This is a genomic window from Psychrobacter sp. FDAARGOS_221, assembly GCF_002313155.2.
GTDB lineage: Bacteria > Pseudomonadota > Gammaproteobacteria > Pseudomonadales > Moraxellaceae > Psychrobacter.
Window position 1 is genome coordinate 2,099,023 of the sequence record NZ_NWFK02000001.1, and the last position, 19,782, is coordinate 2,118,804.

The 19,782-nt window shown below is 42.1% G+C and carries 12 protein-coding genes; 7 read left to right on the forward strand and 5 right to left on the reverse strand.

What is annotated here, in order from left to right; all coding sequences use genetic code 11:
• Positions 1–478: 478 nt before the first annotated feature.
• From A6J60_RS08845 to A6J60_RS08865, 5 genes are all read left to right on the forward strand, one after another.
• Positions 479–688, forward strand: coding sequence for a cold-shock protein (locus A6J60_RS08845; protein ID WP_096065670.1), 210 nt, complete (start codon positions 479–481; stop codon positions 686–688).
• A 493-nt stretch (positions 689–1,181) separates the two neighbouring features.
• Positions 1,182–1,391 carry a cold-shock protein gene (locus A6J60_RS08850; protein ID WP_096065671.1) on the forward strand — a complete coding sequence of 70 codons (210 nt, stop codon included), beginning with the start codon at positions 1,182–1,184 and terminating at the stop codon, positions 1,389–1,391.
• A gap of 470 nt (positions 1,392–1,861) precedes the next feature.
• Positions 1,862–2,179, forward strand: coding sequence for an SH3 domain-containing protein (locus A6J60_RS08855; protein ID WP_096065672.1), 318 nt, complete (start codon positions 1,862–1,864; stop codon positions 2,177–2,179).
• Positions 2,180–2,291: 112 nt separating this feature from the next.
• Positions 2,292–3,167: a D-alanyl-D-alanine carboxypeptidase family protein gene (locus A6J60_RS08860; RefSeq protein ID WP_096065673.1), complete on the forward strand. Its 876-nt coding sequence runs from the start codon at positions 2,292–2,294 to the stop codon at positions 3,165–3,167.
• 469 nt (positions 3,168–3,636) lie between these two features.
• Entirely contained in the window at positions 3,637–4,686 is a 1,050-nt protein-coding gene (locus A6J60_RS08865) for a lysylphosphatidylglycerol synthase domain-containing protein (RefSeq protein WP_096065674.1), read from the forward strand.
• Between the two features lie 174 nt (positions 4,687–4,860).
• Here A6J60_RS08865 and ccmE read toward each other — a convergent pair whose 3' ends face one another.
• The 5 genes from ccmE to ccmA form a co-directional block, all read right to left on the reverse strand.
• Positions 4,861–5,388: a cytochrome c maturation protein CcmE gene (ccmE, locus tag A6J60_RS08870; protein ID WP_096065675.1), complete on the reverse strand. Its 528-nt coding sequence runs from the start codon at positions 5,386–5,388 to the stop codon at positions 4,861–4,863.
• 78 nt (positions 5,389–5,466) lie between these two features.
• On the reverse strand, positions 5,467–5,667 hold the full coding sequence (ccmD, locus tag A6J60_RS08875) for a heme exporter protein CcmD (protein ID WP_096065676.1): 201 nt from the start codon (positions 5,665–5,667) through the stop codon (positions 5,467–5,469).
• A 37-nt stretch (positions 5,668–5,704) separates the two neighbouring features.
• Positions 5,705–6,493, reverse strand: coding sequence for a heme ABC transporter permease (locus A6J60_RS08880; RefSeq protein ID WP_096065677.1), 789 nt, complete (start codon positions 6,491–6,493; stop codon positions 5,705–5,707).
• A gap of 326 nt (positions 6,494–6,819) precedes the next feature.
• Positions 6,820–7,572, reverse strand: coding sequence for a heme exporter protein CcmB (locus A6J60_RS08885; RefSeq protein WP_227526103.1), 753 nt, complete (start codon positions 7,570–7,572; stop codon positions 6,820–6,822).
• Complete coding sequence (gene ccmA / locus A6J60_RS08890; protein WP_096065678.1) at positions 7,569–8,309, reverse strand: heme ABC exporter ATP-binding protein CcmA; 741 nt, start codon at positions 8,307–8,309, stop codon at positions 7,569–7,571. The genes A6J60_RS08885 and ccmA overlap by 4 nt, the downstream gene beginning before the upstream one ends.
• A gap of 272 nt (positions 8,310–8,581) precedes the next feature.
• On the opposite strand from ccmA, the gene A6J60_RS08895 reads away from it, so the two are divergent.
• Both A6J60_RS08895 and A6J60_RS08900 read left to right on the forward strand, forming a co-directional pair.
• Positions 8,582–9,682: a hypothetical protein gene (locus tag A6J60_RS08895; RefSeq protein WP_096065679.1), complete on the forward strand. Its 1,101-nt coding sequence runs from the start codon at positions 8,582–8,584 to the stop codon at positions 9,680–9,682.
• 1,304 nt (positions 9,683–10,986) lie between these two features.
• Positions 10,987–19,779 (forward strand): YadA-like family protein, encoded by an 8,793-nt coding sequence (locus A6J60_RS08900; RefSeq protein WP_096065680.1) that lies wholly within the window; start codon positions 10,987–10,989, stop codon positions 19,777–19,779.
• Positions 19,780–19,782: the final 3 nt, after the last annotated feature.

A 19,782-nucleotide genomic window follows, 5' to 3' on the forward strand; every position in this document is an offset into this window, starting at 1 on the left:
CAGATTGAGAATAGATATACAGTAAAAGAACGAGCCTAACGGCTCGTTTTTTTGGTTTATGCAAAGTGATTTTGATCCGTGTTTAAAGCCAGCTTGGTCAAAAGGGTAGGGTGATAAGCGAATAGGTGAGCTCTACGATAAATAAACATGCTAGAAATCGACATGCTGATTAGCCAAACATCTCAAAACATTTAATATTTTGCTGTTAGGCACTAATAGCTCTCAGACCATACCAGACATAGCCTACAGGTGTTACTTTTAAAGAATTTAAATTAAATAATTGAATTATTTAAGTTTATTTTAAAATAAAGCTTGCTTAACCGTGGCATTGGTATATACTGGGCACCTGCTTAAGAGAACCGCAGCAAATCACTACCTCGTAGTATTAGCATTAATCCTCCGTTTTAAGATTTACAGAAGTTGCTCCAAGCGTTACCGACCAAATTGGTCATTATGTTTTAAAATTAGGATTATATATATGTCAGATACTATTAAAGGTACAGTAAAGTGGTTTAACGAAGCTAAAGGTTTTGGTTTCATTGCTCCAGAATCAGGCCCAGACGTTTTTGCTCATTATAGCGAAATCGCTAGCTCAGGTTTCAAAACCCTAGCTGAAGGCCAAGAAGTTGAGTTCACAGTAACTCAAGGTGCTAAAGGCCCACAAGCCCACGGTATAACAGCAGTATAATTATTACTCATACTGTGTAACCACAGATTGAGAATAGATATACCATAAAAGAACGGGCCTTGCGGCTCGTTTTTTTGGTTTGTGCAAAGTGGTTTTAATCAATGTTTACAGCCAGCTTGGTAAAAAGAGGTGAGTGATAGGCGAGCTCTACGATTAATAAACATGCTAGAAATCGATATGCTGGTTAACCCAACATCTCAAAACATTAAATATTTTTCTGTTAGGCGCTAACAGCTCTCAAGCCATACTGACAATGACTCACAGAGATTGTTTTCAAAATATTTAAACTAAATAATTGAATTATTTAAGTTTATTTTAAAATAAAGCTTGCTTACCTGTGGTATTGGTATATACTGGGTACCTGCTTAAGAGAACCGTAGCAAATCATTACCTCGTAGTATTAGCATTAATCCTCCGTTTTAAGATTTACAGAAGTTGCTCAAGCGTTACCCGACCGAATTGGTCATTATGTTTTAAAATTAGGATTATATATATGTCAGATACTATCAAAGGTACAGTAAAGTGGTTTAACGAAGCTAAAGGTTTTGGTTTCATTGCTCCAGAATCAGGCCCAGACGTTTTTGCTCATTATAGCGAAATCGCAAGCTCAGGTTTCAAAACCTTAGCTGAAGGCCAAGAAGTTGAGTTCACAGTAACTCAAGGTGCTAAAGGCCCACAAGCCCACGGTATTACAGCTATCTAATAGCTAAGATAATTTAAACTGTGGTTATACTAATAACACAGTTCTAAATGAATCAAAAAAAGCGAATCCTGAATAAGGGTTCGCTTTTTTTATGGGCATTGTTTTCTATAGGCTCTTTTTTTTATAACCGCAATAACAGCCATTTATTACCGCTGTTATTGCTTGGAACACCTTATAAATCCTTATCTGCTAATGACTAAAATCAGTCGGTTAAAGCTACCGATGTAAGAGTTTTTATCATTGTAAGAGAGAGTTAAACAATGTTTTTTATTGTAAAAAAAATTAGTTCTGATATTATTATATATAAGTAGAACTTAAATGGTTTAGTATGTGTTAAGCCTTTTAGGTCGCTTTTTTAGTCTTTTCTTTGGTCATCCCTAGTCTTGCTATGAGTAATAGTCTAGATAACTTATGTGGGTGGTAGGAGATGTCTCTTACGATTTGTATACTTTACTAATAGAGAGAAAAATATGAAAAAGAATATGATTTATCTTTCTGCTGCAGGTTTAATCGGTTCAGCAGTTGCTATGACTGGTATGAGTGCACAAGCAGCAGTAGGCCCAGCATATTATGGCTCAGCCGCATATGCTTGTACTCACAGCGTTAACGGTAAAGTTACTTTACGTACTGGACCAAGCAGAGGCTATAAAGCAAGATTGTATATGCCTAATGGTAGAGATGTACAGATTATTGATAGCGTAAATGCCAAAGACGGTTTTGTTTGGTACAAAGTACGCTATGGCAAATATATCGGTTGGAGCCGTTCAGATTATATCTGTACTTACTAATCCTCTGATCTCTTACCGAGCGTCTCTTGTCTTGTTAATCACATAGTGATGATAGCCAGCAATAATGTCTGGCTATTTTAATGATTAATCATATTTAATATTAGGTATCTAGATGAAACTAAGAAAGAATGGATTGGGTGGTATTGGTGCCGGTGTGGCGTTATTCGTGGTTGGTCTTGGTATCATCCCTTTGGCCTATTGCCATGACAATGTTGGTCTGATTAATAATCAAGAAACCACAAAATATACGCAAATATCTAACTCAAATACAAATACAATGGGTCACCAGCAGTCAGGTGATACTATTAACTATCAAGGCAACAATACCAACTATCAAGGCAATAACAATCATGCAGCTGGTCAACAGCTTGGTCCAGCAGCAACGCAAAATGCACCTGCTACGCAATCTCAGGATCGCTTAGGTGGTTTTATTGACCAATTAGAATCTAACCCAGGTCAAGGAAAAAAATATCCGACAGGGGAGTGTAATCCTGATGCTCTTGCGGTTGGTATCCAGCATTTCCGTTATGATAATGCCAAATCTAGTGACTTAGTCAGCTTCGGTAGTCGTAAGTTGCATCGTGATGCTGCTGCTTCAATGAGACAGATGCAAGCTGATGCCAAGCGTGATGGGGTAACGTTAACCGTGGGTTCTGCCTACCGATCTATCAACTATCAGCAAGGCATTGTTAACCGTAAGAAGCAGCGCGGCATGTCAGATCTTCAAATTTACTCAGCATCAGCGCCAGCAGGTTACTCAGAGCACTCAACTGGCTATGTGGTTGACTTCACTCCGATTGAGTCAAGCTTTGGTAATACTCGTGCCTATCGTTGGTTGACCCAAAATGCACATAGATATAATTGGGTTCAAAGCTTCACGCCAGAAGTTTCTCGGGTATCAAATGTGATGGTAGAGCCATGGCACTGGCGTTATGAAGGTACTGAAGAAGCACGTCAATTGTTTACACCAAGAAGTTGTTATCGATAGTAACCGCTATTAAGATTAAGATGTACTATTTGAAATAGTAACTATTGTTTAAACGCAAACATTATTTAAAAGCGAATATCGTTTAAAAGTGAGTGTTTAAAAGCGAGCCCATGGCTCGCTTTTTTAGTTTTTAGCATTTAAATGATTTAAATGATTCAAATGATTTATAAATGATATTTTTTGTATTTGGATACCGCGAAAATAAGGATTAATGCACAAACCTAGGCCTTAGACTGTTATTATAATAACTCTGAATAATAACCTATCTGCATCAATCCCGTTTAGCCTACAGTTTATAGCACTCACATCCGTTTTCCTCGGCATGTAAATTCTCAGAAGTGCTATGATATGCATTATAATAAATCACCGCATCGGTTTAACTTGTATACGTCCACTAGAGCCAGATAAATGCAGTTGTTAGTCCGTTATATGTTTTTTTAAAATTTATAGCATCTCAATAAGTGTCTATATGTCTATTAACCTAAAGAAAATTCTTAATCCTAAAGTAATCTTGCTGCGTGGTGCCCTGTTTCTATTGGCGCTGGTTATTTTTGTGCTTGCTATAAAGACACTATATACCATCACTCAAACCATCCAAATTTCGGAAGTATTTGAAGCAATCGAGCAGATTCCTAATATGGATATTTTTTTGGCGGTTATTGTGGTCGCTTTTGGGTATTTAGTGCTCACCTTGTATGACACCATTGCTTTTAAGCATATGAATATCAATTTACCGTTTAAAAAGGTAGCGTTTACCTCTTTTACCGCCTATGCCATTGGGCATACGATGGGATTGGCTATTTTGTCTGCCTCAGGGGTACGGTTTCGGATGTATGGGGTCAACAAGGTGCCGGCTGAGAATATTGCCAATGTGGTGTGGTTGGTGTCTATGGCCTTTACCTTTGGTATTACTACCTTGGTATCGATGTCATTAGCCTTTAACCCAGAGGCGACGGTTACCATGATGGCGCAACTGGACACACAGTTAGAAGATTTGTCGCTAGATATACCCAATATATTGCATAACGTGGCAGTGATACGTGGTATTGGCTTGGCATTACTGGCATCAGTAGTGGCTGCTATCGCTTGGTCAGGTAAGCAGGGTCGGCATGTACAGATTAAAGGATGGCGTTTTGATATGCCGCCAGCGACCATGCTCATCAAGCAAATTATTATCTCGATTATTGATTTGGCCAGTGTGGCCTTTGTTCTATATTTGCTGTTGCCTCATGGGGCAGGAGTCGGCTACTTTACGGTGTTCTCCGCCTTTGTTCAGTCTATGATTTTGGCCATTTTAAGCCATGTTCCTGGTGGACTGGGTGTGTTTGAGCTGACCATGATTGCCTCGTTACCTCAGGTAGATAAAGCGTATCTGTTGGCAGTATTACTGGTGTTTAGATTGTTATATTATATTCTGCCTTTCTTTTTAGCGGTATTTTTCTTTATTACTCATGAAATATGGTTACGTTGGTTCCATCGTGAGGACGTTAACTCAGTTGAATTAAACAAAAAACCTTAGTTATCGTATTCAAAAGCTGGCATTTAAAAAGCGGCTATTTAAAGTGTCAATAGTTAAAGTCTCCTTATCTAAAATGCCAGTAGTTAAAAGGTCAGTATCGAAATAAAAAAGTGCGCCATAACATTGCTATGGCGCACTTTTTTAATTCTATATTTAACCTTTTAAGTTTAGCGTTTATTCAGCTAAAGTCTCAGTTTTATGTTGACCATCTTTAATAGATTCTTTCACCGGAATGGCTGGGCTAAACTGTTCAGAGTCTGGGTTAACTCCTTTGGCCGCATGTTCCTCTTTTAAAGACGCAGCAACTTCAGGCGGCATATAGTTTTCATCGTGCTTGGCAAGCACTTCACTGGCAACGAACACGTCGCCTTGCATTGTACCTGTTGCTACAACACCAGAGTTCTCAGCGAACAAATCTGGCAAGATGCCTTGATAACTGACCGGTACTTTGGCATTGAAGTCGGTAATCTCAAACTGCACCTTAAGGTCATTGTTTGGATCACGTTTGACACTGTCTTTAACTACCATGCCACCGGCACGAATACGCTTATCTTGAGGCGCTTCACCGGCTGCGATAGCCGTTGGATCAAAGTAGTAGTCAGTTTGTTGACGCATGGCATAAAGCACCAATAGCACCGCTATGATTGCGCCTGCTAAGGTGGCTGCGACCCATATTAATTTTTTACGACGTACAGCATTCATAGAATTGCCTTCTGATTAAAATGTCTGTTTTGACAGTGGTAACTGTTTTGCTGTCTGAATGGATGTTTTGTAATAGCGTTAGCGTTTGGCTGCCTGTTTGCGTTGCTGTTGACGCGCTTGTTGTACTTTTAAATCTTTTAATAAACGGCGGCGCTGATGAATACTATAAAAGATAAAGCCGATGACCGCAGCAACGGTAATTCCCCATGTACTCCAAACGTAAGGGCCATGCTCACCCATGGCTAAAAACTCTTGTATGCTATAAAAATAGGGCTGCATTACATACTCCTTAAGGGCTGAATAGGATGAGGGTCAATTACTTAGACAAACGCACATACTCTTTGACCCAGGCCTTATTCTGATCGCGGCGTAAGATCAAGGTATTGGTACGATAAATGGCCAAAGCAGCAACCAACAAATAAGTGCCCAAAATCATCAGTAGTAAGGGTGCTAGCATATTAAGCGACATCTTTGGGGCTTCGGTAATGGTCAATGTTGAACCCTGATGCAGTGTATTCCACCAGTTTACTGAATACTTGATAATAGGTAAGTTAACCGCGCCAACGATGGATAATACAGCGGCTGCTTTACCTCGGTTGGGGCTGTGTTCAAAGGCGGCGAATAAGGCCATCACCCCGGCATATAAAAATGCCAAAATGAGCATCGAGGTTAAACGAGCATCCCATACCCAAAAAGTACCCCAGGTTGGTTTTGCCCAAATAGAGCCTGTGATTAAGCTTAAAAAACACAGCAAAAAGCCAATAGGCGCAATGGCTTGTGCGACTAAGTTGGCCGTCTTGATACGCCAAACCAAAAATATCACACCGAGTATGGCCATTGCTAAATAAATCGATAAGGCAATACTGGCTGCTGGAACGTGAATGAAGATAATGCGATAGCTGTTGCCTTGTAGGTAGTCAGGCGGAGCAAATCCCAGCCCCCAGACACTGCCTATTGTCAGGCAAATGATTGCTAAGCCTGCTAGCCACTTTATCCAAGGGGTGAAAATGCGAAAAAATTCACGCGTACCTACGGTAACTAAGAAGCCCTGCCAAAGACGTGACAAAAAGCTAGGGTTTTTGGATGATCGATTAGCGTTCGGCATAATAAAACAACCTTGTAAGCCACAGTGTGAGTAAAGTCATACTCTGCAAAATGGAGGCTACGTGAGTCTGTGTGATACCACGTATCCTATAAAGTGGGTGCAGTTAAGTGGGTGCAGTTGCAAGCAAACCTATCACAAACCGCGAATAGTCGGGGTGTTCATTAACGGGTATGGTCGATAACTCTAGCACATGATTCACGTGAATTAAGACATGAGCCACGTGAGCATCATCATGGTCGGTCATCATTAAATACTAACGTTGTAAACCTGTTCGAAGCCAACCGTTCGACCCGCCCTAAGAGGCCCTATTATAGCAAATATTGTGACTAGTTCAGCCATGCCATCTTCAGAGTCATAGCAATGGCCCAAGGCATGATAATCACCGAAATGATACTGCCAGCGGCAAGTAGGGCTAAGATAGGTAAGCCATTAAGACCAGTGGCATATAGATCAACGGCGCCGGTCGCAAAAATTAGCACTGGCAGCTGCATGGGTAAAGCAATCAGAGGTACCAATACCGCGCCATTTTTAAGAGATAAGGTTAAGCTACTGGCAATAGCGGATAGCATCAAAAGCATGGGACTGCCGACAACAATCGACACCAATAGTGCGCCTGCTTCAGACCAGCTTAGACCAAACAAAGGCACTGCCAATAGGCTAAGTAGCGCAACTAGACCGCTACTGAATATCCAATGAATGGTGAGTCGGATCAGAACCCAAATCGGGATTGACGCTCGAGAAACGACCAATTGAGCAAGTGTGCCATTATCCAGCGCCGGCTTAAAGAGACTGTCAACACCCATGACTAAGGACAGCAGTGCTGCAATCCACACAGCGGGCACACCAAGACGATGTAGTAGCTGAGGTTCACTACCTACCGCCAATGGAAACAGGGTAATTATCACCAAAAATAGCACCAATGGATATAGCCATTGAACCGCACCTTGCTGTTTAACTTGCCATTCACGACGCCAAAGCTGGCGGGTAGAGATGACATTCTCTAGATGTTGATTGGCTAAGTGCTGACTGGCTATGTGCTGACTGGCTATGTGCTGAGGCGTTGTATTGTGTTGAGTCATACTGCCCCCTGAGTTGAGTCAGAGTCAGTCACGTCATCAGAAAAATCATCTGATAAATAGTCATCTGGCTGCTCTGATGGGAAGTCAGAAGGCAAATAGTCAGACAGGTTGAGACGCTTATTGGCCACATCTACTGGCTGGTGACTGGTCATCAATACGGTGCCTCCAGCACTCACAAACTGCTGTAATCGTTGCTGTAAGCGCGCAACCATACTGACATCTAGCGCCGTAAATGGCTCATCTAATAGCCACAATGGCGTTTGCTGTGGCGTCATCAGATATAGACGCGCCAAGGTCACGCGGCGGGTCTGACCTGCTGACAGTTGATTGCTACCCATTGACTCAAACCCTGACAAGTCGACCCAATCTAGTGCTTCTTCAATTTGATCGGCAGTCGGATGAATACCGTACAGATTTAATAAAAAGGTAAGGTTTTGTTGTACGGTTAGGCTAGGGTGTATGCCCAATTGATGCGACACATATAAAGGCGCAATAGGCAGGCTGAATTCACCCTGATACAAGATATCCCCTTGCAGCACAGGCAGTAGTCCAGCAAGTTGCATTAATAACGTGGTCTTGCCCGTACCGTTGGCACCGACTAAGTGACAGATCTCTCCTGATTTTAAAGATAAGCTGACACCAACGCACAAGGGGAAATCGCCCCGCTGTACCGTAAGATTACGTAAGGCTAATATAGGCGGTAGGCTGTCAGCTGCATCGGCAGGTTGAGCGTTCATCTTAGAGTGCATGTTAACCTAAATATTAATGGGGTTAAGGGTTAGATTACCGGTCAATCTAGCATTGATGGCAAATATAACATAGTATAACAAACCTAAGCCCATAACTAACCTATTGTCCTACTTTTTAACCGGTAAGTCTTAAAGTTATTAATTGTTAAAGTTATCAATACGGACGTGTCTTAGAGTCAATATCAGTGATCAACAGCATAAGTGATTAATACTAACATCAGCCATACTATAAGCAGCAACACGATAAGCATGTATAAACTATGAGCAGAAATAAAAAACCTTCGTTTTGGCAGCGATTAAAGTATCTAATAACCGCCAAACAAGAAAGCACTCAAGTAGATAGTACTGGCGCTGAATCAGGCGCCTCTGAATCTCAGCCGCTAACGCAAAAAAAGGCGCAAAAACCGACGCAACAACAAGCGTCAAAGCAGCCGTCTGAGGGCTCTAAACAGTCCCAACAGCAATCATTGTCGTCACCATCATCAGAGGAGGAATCAGTTAAGTTTATTCGCTTAGAAGATTTGGATGCTGCCGATACCAAGGCTTCTTTTGACAAGGCACAGCACAACGAAAATCAGCTTTATTCTGATAGTCCAATTACCGACAGTATTTTAGATTATCTTGAGGCGAGTGGGCTTAGTTATTACTATCACGATCCCAATGACCGAAAGCCGGAACAGCAACAGGATCAGAAAGGCACTGGAGATAATGCAGCTCAGGATAGAAGCGCTCATGATAATGAGATAGCGAGAAACGTGCATCATATCTCGATGGCCATGCGTTATCACAAAGATAAGCAGCCCGATGAAGATCCAAATAATGCGGCTAGGCACGACCAAGATTACAGCCAAGAACACCGCCAAGACCACGACCAACAACATACGCCTTGGCAACAACAGCAAGAAAAAGGGGATGATGCAAGGGTAGACGTAGAATCTGAACAGGTAGAGTGGGGCTGTGTCATTCGCATCCATGAGCACACCCAACTTGTTGCTATGTATGGTGTGCTACCGTTTCAATTACCTGCAACTCACTTGCAGGCAGGACTAACGTTAGCCGCACAGCTCAACTATGACATGATGCTCGGTTGTATCGAGATAGATATTCGTGATGGTGAAATTCGATTTAAAAACTCGTTGGACTTTGAACCGATTATTGAGTCACATCAGGGTGAAATACCGGCAGTTGTGATCAGCTACTTATTAAAAGGGGTGATGGCAATGACTGCCTCTTTTGCCCCTTTATTCAGTGATCTTATTAATAGTGATCCACAAGACTTTGAATTGTCTAACATTCTTGAGCAGCGGCATCAGCAACAAATCGAAAACCTATTCTTTTTAGCCAGTACCACACCGCAGTAGATATATTGTTTAAAGACGTCTATTAGATATGCCCCTGGTGGTTATCAACCATCAGGGGCATTTTTTGGTCTTTTTTGGCAATTATAATGGTTTTATGCAGTCGTTTAGGGTTATCAAAATAAGTGGGTTTAAATCAAAACGAGACAACCAGCATTAGCACTGCGAAGCTGGGATAAATTAAAGTTAAACAATTATTTCTGTTTATGGTTGAAATGTTAATTAATCTAATAAATTGGGGCTATAGATAGTGTCAATGATAGTGCAAATATGAGTCATTAAAATCTATTAAATACGATGTTATATAGCGGAACAGGTTAATAAATGATGAGCTGCGATAATACTATGAATAGTTCTCAAAGAATTTAACCTATTGATTTAAAATATATTAATTATTCTTGTTTTTTTATTTCTTTATATTTAGTGGTATTTCCCATCTATTAATTGGTCAACTTTAGTCATATTTTAAGTTGTACTAATAAGTCCAGCGCTAACGGAGTCTGAGAAAAGTTTGATTGATAAAACTGAATTACACAAAAGCTACGATAGCCACTTGTGTAGCTTTTATTTACATAAAATAAGAGTAAACTAAATGTAATGCAAGCAGAAACATTTGTTAGTGTCATACTACTGTAATAAACAAGCGTTCATGTGATTTTAAGTTTTTATATATTTAGATTTAAACATTTAGAGTTAAGCTTAAGATAAAATGCATGTCTTCACTACTTTATTTTCCTACCGCATTAATAGACTGTTAGACAACTAATACGTCTATCTGATCCATAAGATCTTTGAGTCTATGATTTGCAAGGCTTGATTTGACTTACTCCTCACTTTATTTTCTCACTATTTACTTCACTCCTTACTAAGCTGTTGCGAAAGCTTACTGTAACGACTTCTATTTTTTATATTGTTAAGTTATTATAAATTTGGTATTTATAATACTATTTTATTTGGTTTGCTGGTTTTAGATAACCAAGTGAAATACGACATACTGATGGAACACAATCATTAAGTGTTCATCGCTATAGATGCGATATTAAATAGTAGTTGCCCTTAAGCAATCAGCGCCACACTCAAGATAGTGTTAAGGCTGAAATCGAATCTTAATATGCCATTGTTTGTATAGGTGGAAAACGAAGTAATACAGGAGAAGATATTACAGTTGATAGTGTGACTTACGGCATTTACTAACATTCTAATGTAAAGGATGATGGTCTAAATGTATTTATCGAACAGGGTATTATCGCTATTTAAATACCGGTTATTTATGTTAGAAAAAAATTAATTAAAAAAAGGCGTTCATTATGAACCATATTTATAAAGTTGTAAAATGTAGAAGTACCGGTGTTTTTAAAGCGGTTCCAGAGTTTGCTAAATCAGGCAAGAAAAGTAAATCAGTCTCTATCGCAGCGGCATCATTTGCAATGGCAATGGCTGCCTCTCCTGCATTTGGTTCAGGAATTATAGCTGGCCAAGGTAATGTATGGGATAATGCTACCCACATGATATTAGGCGATCGCAATGAAATAACTGGAGAGTTACACGACATTTATGGTGATGACAATGTTGTTGAGGGCGGTGAGTCTCACTTAGTAACAGGTGATGGCAATATTGTTGAAAGTGACACTTTTAATAACACCATTTTAGGTGATGATAATACCGTTGAGCAGTTTGCTGAAAATAATACTGTCGTAGGTAATGGCACCACAGTAGGCCTAAATGCCAACAATATAACTTCAGTCGGTAACGATAATGAGTATGTTGATGGACCTTCAAAAGCAGCTGTACTAGGCTCTAGAAATACTATAGATGGGCTTGGCTCTGATAGAAATACAATTACAGGGTTTGAGAATGTCGTTACGGCTGTCGATACCTTTACAGCTGGTAATGGCAATCTTATGGATGCTGATCGCTCAGCTATTGTTGGTTTTGAATCAGACATACAAGTAGGATCTGAAGACTCATATCTGATGGGCTCAAATGCTTCTATATCATATGAATCTTCAAAGTCTGTAGCACTTGGTAGCGATTCAAAAATTGGAGAGCTCTCTCCAAATGCAGTCGCTTTAGGTAGTGGCGCTTCCGTTGTTGATGAATTACCTGATGCCGTTGCATTAGGCTCTCAATCCATTGCAGATCGCGCCGCTCTAACTATTCCGACCACCAGTGACAGCGCAATTACAGATTTTTCCACTAATAACGTTTACGCCTTTTTAGATGATACAGCAGTAACGGATACTGTCAAAGGCACTTTAAGCGCTGTGTCTGTCGGTAATGATGATAGTACGCGTCAAATTACCAATGTTGCTGCTGGCTCATTAGATACAGATGTGGTAAACGTTTCGCAGCTTAGAAATGTTGCTACTAATTTAGACAAAAATACTTATTTTCATGTAAACGATGGCACGAATGCCGGTACAGGAAATGCAGCAACAAACCTAGGAAAGGTTGACGAAGCGGCCGGTGCGACGGGTGAAAGTACATTGGCAGCAGGTATTAATGCTAGAGCTCGAGGTGCTAAAACTGTTGCTGTGGGACTGAATTCAGGTGCGTTTGGCACTGAATCCGTTACCATTGGCAATAACGCACGCACTCATCCAAATGCGATTCAAGGTTATCAAGGGGTTGCTATTGGTTCTAATGCTTATGTTAAAGATAAACGTGGAGTTGCAATCGGTGGCAATGCTTCTGCAGCTGGTTCTTCGGTTTCCATTGGACCTGACTCTACGTCTACCACAGGGGGCTCTGCATTAGGACATAGATCTAATTCTGGTGTACGCGGCGTTTCTGTTGGTCAAGTGAGTAAATCAACGACAGATGCTGTTGCTGTTGGCTATGAGTCTAGTGCTAGTGGTGCTAGGGGTATAGCTATTGGACGCAGAGCTGGAGCTGCTAGTAGCAATTCTATTTCTGTAGGTGCTTTTTCTCGTGCTACTTCTGATTTTGGCGTAGCATTAGGTAATAACTCTATTGCGAACAGAGCTGCTTTAAGTGGTGCCTCAACATCTGAAACTCCCATTCTAAAATCAAATCAAGTATACAGCCTTGATGAAGCAAGCCAAACTGATAAAGAAGCCATTGGTAATACTGTAAAAGGTAGCTATGGTGCTCTTTCAGTGGGTAATGCAACCAATACTCGTCAAATAGCTAATGTTGCGGCAGGTTCAGAAGATTCTGATGCCGTTAATGTTAGCCAGTTAAAAGCGGTAGCAAATGCCTCTGATGAAACTTACTTCCACGTTAATACAGGTAGTAATACAGGTGGCGATGCTAATACTAACTTAGGGAGCATTGAAGAGGCAGCTGGTGCAACTGCTAAGGGAGCTATTACAGTTGGTGTTAACGCTTCTGCAACAGGCGAGTCTAGTGTTGCTATAGGCCAGAGCGCCACAGCTACCAACGGTGGATCTTTAGCCTTTGGTGAATCAAGCCAATCAACTGGCGCAAATAGCATTGCTATGGGTGAAGCAGCACAATCGCTCGGTAACAATACGATTGCTATCGGGGCTGACAGTAATGCGGATACTACTTATGCAACAGCATTAGGTCGTGCTACCAGTGCCACAGGGTCAGGTTCAACGGCGATAGGCGGTGGTACTAATAATGGAGCGGCTACGGCTAATGGCTCAGGCGCTACCGCTATTGGTGGTGGGTATAATAGCAATCCAGGTGCAAATGCAGCAGGGACACGCTCACTTGCATTAGGCAATGCCTCTTCTGCTACTTTTGATGACTCAATAGCTTTAGGCTCTCAGTCTATTACTAGTGTAGATGCTGGTGTGACAGGCGCAAACCCTCTGGGAGCTCCTGTTGCAGATTTGACCAACAGTACTTGGACATCAACTCGTGCTGCTGTATCAGTAGGCGATGTTAGCAATAATATTACTCGTCAAATTACCAGCGTTGCCGCAGGTACTGAAGCTACAGATGCGGTAAACGTGGCTCAACTGGAGTCAGTAGCAGAAGGCGCTGATAGACAGACTTACTTCCACGTTAATGATGGTACGAATGCAGGTACAGGCGATGCAACTACTAATTTAGGCGGTATTGAAGAAGCAGCTGGAGCAACAGAAAATGGGGCACTAGCAGCGGGTATAGAGGCATCTGCTGGCTATATAAATGCTACCGCAGTGGGCACGCAAGCCAAAGCAACAGGTGAAGATAGTGTTTCTATCGGTTATTTAGCTGGCTCAGGTGCCAACTCGTCAGGCAATAACACTGCATATGTGGGTTATAAAGCAGGAGAAAACGCAGCGGGCACCTATAACGTGGCTGTTGGTGCTGATGCAGGTGCGGAGGTGACAGGGGACAATAATGCTGCGCTAGGGGTTGATGCAGGTAGAAACATTACTGGTGACAATAATGTCTCTTTCGGTAGAAACACAAACGTAAACGCAGTAGGCTCATCCAACGTCTCTATTGGCAATTTAGCCGGTTCAAATTTGGAGGGTGACTCAAATATATCTATAGGTAACAATACAAATAATGGTGTCAAAGGTTTAACCAACGGTATTGCCATTGGTAATGGTGCTAAGTCTGAAAAGAATGTAGGTATTGCGTTAGGTAATTTAGCAAAGTCTCAAGCCGTTTTTGCCACAGCGATTGGTCATAATAGTACAGCGTCTGGCAGCAGTTCGGTCGCTATTGGTCCATTGGCAAAAAGCATCCAAACCGGGTCAGTGGCTTTGGGTCAAAGCAGTGTGGCTGATACAGCTGCAGGCGTTACAGGCGTAAACCCTCTAGGAGCTCCTGTTGCGGATTTGACCAATAGTACTTGGAGATCTACACGTGCGGCAGTATCTGTTGGTGATATTAGTAAAAATATTACTCGTCAAATTACCAGCGTTGCCGCAGGTACTGAAGCTACAGATGCGGTAAACGTGGCTCAACTGGAGTCAGTAGCAGAAGGCGCTAATAGACAGACTTATTTCCACGTCAGAAACGCAGATCAATCAAATACAGGCACAGGTGACGCTACTAATAACTTAGGTAGTATAGACGATGCTGCTGGAGCTACAGGTCTAACCTCAGTTGCAGCAGGTGAACGAGCAATCGCTAGTGGAGATCGCGGTGTTGCGGTCGGTTTTGCAGCTGCAGCTTTAGGCCAAGATACAACCGCTGTTGGCTATCGTGCTACTGCTCAAGATATGCAAGGTGTTGCTGTCGGTTATCGCACAGAAGCGAATGGAACTGGATCTACCTCTTTAGGTTCACAAAGTGGGCGTGGGTCAACTGGTAATGCTCAAACAAATGTTGGTGCGTTAGCGGGTGCCTATGCCAATGGCTACTCTAATACATCTTTAGGTATGCAAGCTGGCTCAGGAACTGCTAATAACAATAATACAGGCCATGATAATGTATCGGTTGGCTATCAAACCGGCTCTACAGTAACAGGAAGTTGGAATACGGCGATAGGTTCTCAATCCGGACGTAAAGTCACAGGCGCTCAGAATACAGCAGTAGGTCGCTGGTCTGGTCAAAACGTAACGGGTGCAGATAACTCTACTCTAGGTGTTCGCTCAGGTCAAAACATTACAGGCAAAGATAACGTAGCTTTAGGAGCTGGTGCTGGTAACAGCATAGTTGGTAGTACAAATATCGCTATTGGTGAAAGTGCAGGTAATAATATTGGTAGTACAGACGCTTCTGTGAGCAGCACCATTTCTATTGGTGAGCGTGCACAAGCAAATAATGAAAGCTCTATTGCCATAGGAACAAGCGCAATTGCTAGTACTGATAATAGTGTTGCATTAGGTGCTAATTCAGTCGCTAATAGAGATGTGCCTACGGTTAGTGGCTATGATATGGCTACTGAAACAAACTCTACACTAGAGACACCAGTATGGCGTGCTACTCGTGCTGCAGTATCTGTTGGTGACGTGGATGGTGAGACATCAATTACACGTCAGATTACTAGCGTTGCCGCAGGTAGTGAAGATACCGATGCAGTTAATGTTGCACAATTAAAGACAGCGCGTACGGAAGTTGAAGCTGGTACTAACGTTACTGATGTTGTCTCTGAAGTTGGTGATGATGGACAAACTATATACACTGTAAATGCAGATGGCACAACTGCCTCAGCAGGCTCAAATGCCGTGAAAGTGACTAAAGGCACTAAAGATACTAACAATGTCACAGACTATGCCGTTGATCTGTCACAAGACAGTAAAGACAGCTTAGCCAAAGCTGACAGTGCCTTGCAAACTGTGATTACTCAAATTGATGGTAGCGACGTTAAAACACTCACTAAAGATGCCAACACCGCTAACTTTGTCACAGGCGACAATATGGTACTGAGCGATGATGGTAATGGTGGTATTGAAGTTGCCACAGCCAAAGACGTTACCTTTGATAGCGTGACTGCTGACAAAGTCACAGTTGGCCCTGTGACTATTAACAAAGACACCGGTATCAACGCTGGTGATACCGTTATTACCGGTGTTGCGCCAGGCACTATTAGTGACACATCTACCGACGCTATTAATGGTAGTCAGTTAAACACTGTCCAAGACCTAGCCAACCGAGAACTTACCTTCACTGGTAATACTAATGCTGATACTGATAATAACGGTACACAGCAACAGTTAGGTTCTACATTGAATATTATCGGCTCAACAACTGCTATTGGCGGACTATCAGAAGATACCTCTGCTGAAACAGCAGGTACCGAGTATTCAGCGACTAACCTGCAAACGGTTGTCACTGATGGTCAGGTACAAGTACAAATGTCAGATAATCCAATATTTAAAGATGTTACTGCCGATAGTGTGACCACAGGCAATACAACACTAAATAGTGATGGTGTCACGATTGCAAATGGTCCAAGCCTCACTAATACCGGCCTTGATAATGCAGGTCAAACCATTACCAATGTTGCCGCAGGTACAGCTGACACTGATGCAGTAAATGTTAGTCAGTTAAAAGACACCAATACCAATGTAGCCAAAGGCTTTAATGTTGGCGATGGTAATACAGACAATAATTATGCATTAGGCGATACCGTTAACTTTACTGAAGCTGACGGTAATGTATTGACGACCACAACAGCAACCGGTGTTGAATTTGGTTTAGCAAATGTTGTAAACGTCGGTAAAGCCAAACCAGTTACCATCAATGGTGATGCTGGTACCGTTAATGGTCTAACCAATACCACTTATGACCCTGCTAATATCGTAACCGGTCAAGCTGCCACAGAAGATCAGCTACAACAAGCGGCTGCTGCTTCACAAGAAGAAGTTACCTCTGAAGATGGTTCGATTACCGTTGCAACCACACAAAACACTGATGGTGCAGACGTATTCGACTTAGCGGTTAACACTGATGGCACGACCATTACTAAAGATGATGATGGCAACATCATGGCAAACACCTCACCTATCACCACAGATAGCAGTGGCTTAGTAAATACTCCAGCGAATCCAAAAGCCCTAGCCACTTCAGGTGATATTGCTAACGCCATTAATAACTCAGGTTTTAATGTCATTGCTGCAGGTAATGAAACGGGTGCCCAAACAACATTAGTTAAGCCAAGTGAAACAGTGACCTATGCTGCTGGTGATAACCTAACAGTTGCTCAAGACGGCACTACGTTCACCTATGCCACTGCGAAAGATGTGGTGTTTGATAGTATGACTGCTGGGCCGGTGGTTATTAACAGTACTGGCATCAATGCAGGTAATACTAAAATTACTAATGTTGCCCCAGGTACTGATGCAACCGATGCAGTAAATGTGAGTCAGTTAAACGATACCAATACCAATGTAGCTAAAGGCTTTAATATTGGTGATGGTGATACTGACAATAATTATGCATTAGGCGATACCGTTGACTTTACTGAAGCTGACGGCAATATATTAACGACCACAACAGCAACTGGTGTTGAATTTGGTTTAGCGAATGTCGTAACCGTCGGTACATCTAATCCTGTTACTATCAATGGTGATGCTGGTACCGTTAATGGCCTAACCAATACCACTTATGACCCTGCTAATATCGTAACCGGTCAAGCTGCCACAGAAGATCAGCTGCAACAAGCGGCGGCGGCTTCACAAGAAAAAGTGACCTCTGAAGATGGCTCTATTAAAGTTACTGAATCTGTAGATGCAACGACAAAAGCTAAAACCTTTGATGTATCGGTTAACACCGATGGTACAACCATCACTAAGGATGCTGATGGCAATCTTACTGCGAACACAAATGGCTTTATACCAGACAGTAACGGTACAGTAATGGCAAACACGCCTAGTGCCCTAGCCACTTCAGGTGATATCGCAAATGCTATTAACAGCTCAGGTTTTACCGTTAAAGCCAATGGTGATGCAGGCGAGCTGATTAATCCAAGTAATGAAGTTGAATTCATTGACGGTAAGAATGTCGCTATTACTCGCGATGGTGGTCAGTTTACCGTTGCAACTAAAGCAGACGTTGATTTTGATAATGTCACTGTTGGTCCGGTAACGATTAATAAAGACACAGGCATTGATGCTGGCGATACCGTTATTACTAATGTTAAAGCAGGCACAGCTGACACTGATGCAGTAAATGTGAGTCAGTTAAAAACTCAGGTAGCATCAGCTAAAACTGAAGTCAAGGGTGGTACTAATATTGCCAATGTTACTGAATCTGCAGGCGCTAATGGCCAAACCGTATACACGGTAAATGCTAAAGGCACTACTGTGTCATCAGATAGCTTAGATGTGTCGCAAACGGTAGATTCAACAACGAATACAACTGACTATAAAGTAGAGCTTACGGCAGATGATAAAGCCAGCCTAGATAAAGCAGACAGCGCTTTACAAACGGTTGTGACTCAGATTGATGGTGGAAATGTTAAAACCATTGATAAAGATAACAACACAGCGAACTTTGTCACTGGCAAAAACATCAAGCTTGAAGATGACGGTAAAGGCGGTATCAAAGTATCAACCGCTGATGATGTGACCTTCACTAACGTTACCTCAGAGAATGTTGCTGCAGACAATATGACTGTAGAGAATGTCGGTGATACGCCAAACTCAGTGACTAACAAGCAGTATGTTGATGATGGTCGCACACAAGTGAAATCTAGCAATGGTACTGTGTCCGTGACTAAGACGTCTTCTGGCAACGCCAATGTATACGACTTGTCTGTAGATTCACAAGGTGTGATGAACAACTCACAATTGCCAGTTGTTTATACAGATGCCGAGGGTAACAAAGTCTATAAGCAAGCTGATGGCACCTTTAATACTGCTATCAATGGCTCGGGAGACATGGTTAATGCTGGAGAGATTATCACTAGCATTAATAGCGCTGATGGTTCTACCACCACACCGACCAAGCTTAGCAATGTCGCTGATGGTGAAATTAGTGCAACATCTAAAGATGCGGTTAATGGCTCACAGTTATTCGCTACCAATGAAAAAGTTGAGAAAAACGCAGGGGATATCGCTACTAACGCCGGTAATATCGCTAACAACACCACCAATATTGCGGGTAATACCGCAAGCATTAACAAAGGGTTAAACCTTGGTGATGGCGTGACCGCGAATAATTATCAGCTTGGAGATACTGTTGAAGTCACGGGTGATAGCAATATCACGACTTCTACCACGGCAAAAGGTGTTGAAGTTGGCTTAGCAAAAGACATCACTGTTGATAGCGTAACCGCAGGCAATACTACGGTTAACAACGAAGGTGTTGTGGTCAAAGCTCCCGCTAATGATGCGGGTCGTACAGATGTAGCTGTTACAGCACAAGGACTTAATAACGGCGGTAATACTATCACTAACCTTGCTCCAGGTATTAAACCTACCGATGCAGTTAACGTTAGCCAGTTAAGCGATCTTGGTTATAAGCTAAGTAATAAGATTGATGACATAGAAGACGATGCCAACGCAGGTGTTTCTTCAGCCATGGCAATGGCAGCATTGCCACAAGCGTATCTGCCTGGTAAGAGTATGTTGACTGGTGGTATGGCGTCTTATAATGGAGAGGCTGCGGTTGCTGTTGGTCTGTCTAAGTTGTCAGATAATGGTCGTTGGGTATTTAAGATCAGTGGTAGTGCCGATACAGAAGGTAACGCCGGTGGTGCAGTCGGTGCAGGCTTCCATTTTTAATCG

What these genes read in the sequence shown, in the direction of transcription:
- ccmD (WP_096065676.1), bottom strand. Translation starts at nt 5,667, where the DNA reads ATGCAGCCCTATTTTTATAGCATACAAGAGTTTTTAGCCATGGGTGAG.
- A6J60_RS08895 (WP_096065679.1), top strand. Translation starts at nt 8,582, where the DNA reads ATGAGCAGAAATAAAAAACCTTCGTTTTGGCAGCGATTAAAGTATCTA.
- A6J60_RS08845 (WP_096065670.1), top strand. Translation starts at nt 479, where the DNA reads ATGTCAGATACTATTAAAGGTACAGTAAAGTGGTTTAACGAAGCTAAA.
- A6J60_RS08860 (WP_096065673.1), top strand. Translation starts at nt 2,292, where the DNA reads ATGAAACTAAGAAAGAATGGATTGGGTGGTATTGGTGCCGGTGTGGCG.
- A6J60_RS08855 (WP_096065672.1), top strand. Translation starts at nt 1,862, where the DNA reads ATGAAAAAGAATATGATTTATCTTTCTGCTGCAGGTTTAATCGGTTCA.
- ccmE (WP_096065675.1), bottom strand. Translation starts at nt 5,388, where the DNA reads ATGAATGCTGTACGTCGTAAAAAATTAATATGGGTCGCAGCCACCTTA.
- A6J60_RS08850 (WP_096065671.1), top strand. Translation starts at nt 1,182, where the DNA reads ATGTCAGATACTATCAAAGGTACAGTAAAGTGGTTTAACGAAGCTAAA.
- A6J60_RS08865 (WP_096065674.1), top strand. Translation starts at nt 3,637, where the DNA reads ATGTCTATTAACCTAAAGAAAATTCTTAATCCTAAAGTAATCTTGCTG.
- A6J60_RS08885 (WP_227526103.1), bottom strand. Translation starts at nt 7,572, where the DNA reads ATGACTCAACACAATACAACGCCTCAGCACATAGCCAGTCAGCACATA.
- ccmA (WP_096065678.1), bottom strand. Translation starts at nt 8,309, where the DNA reads ATGAACGCTCAACCTGCCGATGCAGCTGACAGCCTACCGCCTATATTA.
- A6J60_RS08880 (WP_096065677.1), bottom strand. Translation starts at nt 6,493, where the DNA reads ATGCCGAACGCTAATCGATCATCCAAAAACCCTAGCTTTTTGTCACGT.
- A6J60_RS08900 (WP_096065680.1), top strand. Translation starts at nt 10,987, where the DNA reads ATGAACCATATTTATAAAGTTGTAAAATGTAGAAGTACCGGTGTTTTT.